Source organism: Methylobacterium sp. (assembly GCF_019750675.1).
Classification (GTDB): Bacteria; Pseudomonadota; Alphaproteobacteria; order Rhizobiales; family Beijerinckiaceae; genus Methylobacterium.
This window is the reverse complement of record NZ_JAIEOF010000450.1, coordinates 1-4902: the sequence shown is the minus strand read 5'-3', so window position 1 is coordinate 4902 and position 4902 is coordinate 1. Positions and strand designations below refer to the sequence as shown.

The following is a 4902-nucleotide window of genomic DNA, read 5'->3' as shown; positions in this document are numbered from 1 at the left end:
CAGGCCGGCCGCGTCGGTGCAGCAGCCACACGCCGAGCCCGATCGCCAGCACGGTCGCGGCCCCGGCCAGGCTCAGGATGCGTTCGATCAGCGGCGTGTAGACGCCGCGCACCGCGTCGTAGCCGTAGCAGAGCAGGGTGAGCCGGTCGGCGAGCGTACTGCCCCGGCCTTCCCCCGCCTCGATCAGCGCGAGGCGCAGGTCGCGGCCGTTGAGGGCGAGCGGCGACAGCACCCGCGCCACCCGCCCGTCCTGCGTCAGCAGGATCGCGGCGGCCGGATGCGCGATGCTGTTGGTGTCGCGGTCGATCACGAAGCGGTAGCCGAGGGCGCCGGTCAGGCGGGCGATGGCGGCGCCGTCGCCCACCAGGGCACGCGCGGCTGGGCCCACGCCGGTGGGATCAGGTCCCAGCATCCGCCGGGCGGCGGCCGCGTCGTCCCGCGGATCGAGGCCAACCAGGAGGAAGCCGGTCGCCGGGAGGCCGGTGGCCGCCAGGGCCGCCGCCGACATCGCCAGCATCGGGTCGCAGACATTGCCGCAGGTGTAGTCCACCGGCAGCAGCAGCGTCGCGCGCCCGGCCAGGGCCGCGCCCAGGGTGGTCGGCCCGCTCTCGGCATCCGTGAGCGCGAGATCGAGGGGCACGCGGGCACCGGGAGCCGGCGCGACCGCGACCTGCGCCAGTTCGTTCTGCGCGAGCCGCGCCAAGCCCGTCGCGGGCGTCAGGCCCGCCCCCGCGAGGCCGAGAAGAAGTGCGACCGCGCGGCCGGTCGCGGGGCGGGAGCGGGGGCCTCGCATGCCGTATCCATGCCCGATCCGGCCCGCCGGCGCATCTGGCCCGACGTCGCAGCCCGGGGCGACCGGAGATTTTCGGCCTCCCGGGACCACGGATGTGGCCCGAGCCGGGATGTCACGAGACGATGTCACGAGAACTTGGGTCGCCTCGCCCCCGGACCCGGGGGTAAGCCCTGCCGGGCCCGCCGTGGCCGGGGACGACCCGACGACGGGATGAAATCCGGGACTGAACCGTGGCCACAGCGGCGCGGTTGTCGATCGGACGCGCACGTGGGCGCGGACGCGAGGATGATGAGGGCGCGAGGGTGAAGGGACAACGTCGTGACATCCCGTGCCCCGGCCCGGTGCCCCCGATCCGGCGCGGCTCCTGATGGCGCAGCTGTTCTCCCCCGGGGCCGACGCGCTCCTGCGCCTCGCCGTCCTGTCCGGGGCCGCCCTCCTCGCCGGGGGCGCCGTGGTGGTGGCCGGCATCGTGCGCTCGGACTACGTCACCGGCGTCGGCATCGCCCCGGCCCAGCCGGTGCCGTTCAGTCACAAGCACCATTCGGGTGAGCTCGGCATCGATTGCCGCTACTGCCACACCACGGTGGAGACGCAGGCCAGCGCCGGCCTGCCTCCGACCGAGACCTGCATGACCTGTCATTCACAGATCTGGACCGGCTCGGACATGCTCAAGCCCGTGCGCGACAGCTACGCCAGCGGCGAACCCATGCGCTGGACCCGCCTGAACAAGCTGCCGCAATACGTCGCCTACAACCATTCCGTCCACGTGACGAAGGGGATCGGCTGTTCCACCTGCCACGGGGACGTCACCACCATGCAGATGACGTTCCGAGCCAACGCCTTCGAGATGCGGTTCTGCCTCGACTGCCACCAGGCGCCGGAGCGCTGGGTGCGCACCCCCGATCAGGTCTGGAACATGAACTGGAGCCCGCCGGCGAACCAGGCGACCCTCGGGCCGGAGCTCGTGGCGCGGAACCACATCCACGGGGGCGACCGGCTCCTCGAATGCGGGATCTGTCACCGTTGATGGACCAGGCCCCAGACCTCGCGCGGCTGCGCGACCGCCTCGCCTCCGGCAACGGCCCGGCCTTCTGGCGCAGCCTCGACGCGCTGGCCGAAACGGAGGCGTTCCGGGCCTATCTCGCGACCGAGTTCCCGGGCGCCCTGCCCCCGGGGCAGGGGCCGGAGCGGCGCGGGTTCCTCAAGCTGATGGCGGCCTCCTTCGCCCTTGCCGGGCTCTCGGCCTGCGACGCCTTCGACGGGCGGGCGCGCGAGGTGCCCTACGTGGTGCAGCCCGAGCGCATCGTGGCCGGCGCCCCCCTGGCCTACGCCACCTCGGCCCTGTTCGATGGTTTCGCCAACGGCATCCTGGTCACCACCCGCAACGGCCGTCCCCTGAAGGTCGAGGGCAATCCGGAGCATCCCTGGAGCCGGGGCGGCACCGACGTCCTCGCCCAGGCCTCGGTGCTCGGGCTCTACGACCCCTTCCGCAGCCAGGGCGTGCAGCATCTCGGGCGGCCCGCGGCCTTCTCGGCCTTTCGCGGCGCCCTCCTGGCGCGCCTCGCGGCCCTGCGCGAGACCGGGGGCGCGGGGTTCCACCTGCTCACCGGGCCGGTGACTTCGCCGTCGCTGGCCGCCGGGATCGCGCGGCTGCGGGCGGCCTATCCGGGTCTGCGCTGGCACGTGGCCGAGACCGTGCCGCGGGAGGGGCTCTATGCCGGCGCGCGGCAGGCCTACGGCCGGCCCCTGGAAACGCAGGTCCGGTTCGAGGCCGCCCGCACCCTCGTCAGCCTCGACGGCGACTTCCTCGATGCCGGGCCGGGTCAGGTCGGCCTGTCGCGTCGCTGGATCGACGCGCGCCGGGCGGCCCAGGCCGAGGGCCGGCTCCTCACCCTGCACGCGGCGGCGCCGACCCCGGGACTGACCAGCGTCAAGGCCGACCACGCCGTGGCGGCCGGCTCGGACGATCTGGCGCGTCTGGCTGCGGATCTCCTGCGGATCGCAGAGGGCGGGCAGCCCGAGACCCGGGACGGGGGGCCGATGGCGGCGTGGCTGCGGCGGGCCGGAGCGGCGCTCCTGGCGAACCGCGGTCGCAGCCTCGTCACCGCCGGCCTCGCGCAGCCGGCCGGGATGCACGCCCTCGTCCACCGCATCAACGGAGCCCTCGGCAACACCGGCACGACCGTGGTCCACACGGCGCCGGTTCCGGTGTCCGGGGCAGAGGGCCTGTCCGACCTCGCCGAGGCGATGGCCGGCGGGCGCGTCGGAACCCTGCTGATGCTCGGGGTCAACCCGGCCTACGAGGCGTCCGGAGACCTCGCCTTCGCCGAGCACCTGGGGCGGGTGCCGTTCAAGATCCATGCGGGGACGTATTTCGACGAGACCGCCGCCCATGCCGACTGGCACTTGCCGCTGGCGCATCCCCTGGAGAGCTGGGGCGATGCCCGCGCCCTCGACGGCACCGTCGGGTTGATCCAGCCGACCATCGCCCCCCTCTACGGCGCCCGCTCGGCCCACGAGATCCTGGCCCTGTTCGGGGCCGAGGTGCCGGTGCGGGAGGGCCCCGAGCAGGGGCTCGCACTGCTGAAGCGCCACTGGCGCGGTCCCGGCGAGGAGGCCGCCGCCTTCGAAGCCCGGTTCGGGGAGGCCCTGCGCCTCGGCTTCCTGCCCGACACCGCCCTACCCGTGGAGACCGTGGCGCTGACCGGGGGCGTCGCCGCCCCGCTGCCGGCCCCTGGGGCCGGGGACCGGATCGAGGCGGTCTTCCGGCCCGATCCCTGCCTCTGGGACGGGGCCTCGGCCGATCTCGGCTGGCTGCAGGAACTGCCCAAGCCCCTGACCAAGGTCGTCTGGGAGAACGTCGTGGCGATCAGCCCGCGGCTCGCCGAGCGCCTGCACCTGGCCACCGGCGACGTCGTGGCGGTGGAGGCGAACGGCCGGCGTCTCGAGGGCGCGGCCTGGATCCTGCCCGGCCAGGCCGAGGGCACCGTGACCCTCACCCTCGGCTACGGCCGCCGGGTGCCGGACCACCTCGCGCACGGGCTCGGCTACGACGCCCAGGCCCTGCGCCCCGCCGCCACGCCCTATCGCCTCGCCGACGTCACCCTGACGAAGACCGGCCGCCGCGCCAAGCCGGTGACGACCCAGGATCTGGGCACGATGCAGGGGCACGACTTCGTGCGCGTCCAGGCCCTGGGCGCCCCGAGCGTCGGCGACCCGCCGGGCGCGGCGGCACCCTCCTTCTATCCCGCGCCGGCCTCGGCAGGGCGCGGCGCGGATTCCGCTGGTGCGGGCGCCGGCCGGGCCTGGGGGATGGTCATCGACCTCGACGCCTGCATCGGCTGCAATGCCTGCCTCACCGCCTGCCAATCCGAGAACAACATTCCGGTGGTGGGGCGCGCGGAGGTGGCGCGCGGGCGCTGGATGAACTGGTTGCGGGTGGACCGGTACTACGCGGGCGACCTCGACGCGCCGGAGACGCATTTCCAGCCGGTGCCCTGCATGCATTGCGAGGCGGCGCCCTGCGAGCTCGGCTGCCCCGTGGAGGCGACGGTGCACGACGGCGAGGGCCTGAACCTGCAGGTCTACAACCGCTGCATCGGCACCCGTACCTGCCAGAGCTACTGCCCCTACAAGGTCCGGCGCTTCAACTACCTCGATTACACCGGCGGCATGGCGCCGGTGGAGCAGCAGCAGCGCAACCCGGAGGTCACCGTGCGGGCGCGCGGCGTCATGGAGAAGTGCACCTACTGCATTCAGCGCATCGCGGGCGCGCGCATCGACTCGGCCAGGGACGCGCATGCGCCGATCCCCGACGGCGCGGTGGAGACCGCCTGCCAGGGCGCCTGCCCGACCCGCGCGATCGTGTTCGGCGACCTCTCCGACCCGGGCAGCAAGGTCGCGGCCGCGCGCCGGGACCCGCGCAACTACGCGCTCCTCGGCGAACTCAACACCCGCCCGCGCACCACCTATCTGGCGAGCCTGGCGCCCGGCGCCGAGCCGGGCCGGGAGGGCTGACGCCCATGGCCGGCGCCGTGCTCACCCCCGACACCCCGACGCGCCCCGGCGGAATGGAACGCACCGTCGCCGGCGCCGCCCTGCACGACCCC

At 74.3% G+C, this 4902-nt stretch carries 3 protein-coding genes; 2 read left to right on the top strand and 1 reads right to left on the bottom strand.

All coding sequences use genetic code 11. The features are described from left to right. Positions 1–793: electron transporter (locus tag K2X24_RS23620; RefSeq protein WP_292501713.1), on the bottom strand; the 793-nt coding region annotated here is incomplete at its 3' end. Between the two features lie 367 nt (positions 794–1160). On the opposite strand from K2X24_RS23620, the gene K2X24_RS23615 reads away from it, so the two are divergent. Further along, complete coding sequence (locus K2X24_RS23615) at positions 1161–1820, top strand: cytochrome c3 family protein (protein ID WP_292501715.1); 660 nt, start codon at positions 1161–1163, stop codon at positions 1818–1820. Continuing rightward, the gene (locus K2X24_RS23610) at positions 1820–4810 is read left to right on the top strand and encodes a TAT-variant-translocated molybdopterin oxidoreductase (RefSeq protein ID WP_292501711.1); all 2991 of its coding nucleotides are present in this window, start codon (positions 1820–1822) and stop codon (positions 4808–4810) included. Before K2X24_RS23615 ends, K2X24_RS23610 begins: the two co-directional genes overlap by 1 nt. Positions 4811–4902 lie beyond the last annotated feature (92 nt).

What these genes read in the sequence shown, in the direction of transcription:
- K2X24_RS23615 (WP_292501715.1), top strand. Translation starts at nt 1,161, where the DNA reads ATGGCGCAGCTGTTCTCCCCCGGGGCCGACGCGCTCCTGCGCCTCGCC.
- K2X24_RS23610 (WP_292501711.1), top strand. Translation starts at nt 1,820, where the DNA reads ATGGACCAGGCCCCAGACCTCGCGCGGCTGCGCGACCGCCTCGCCTCC.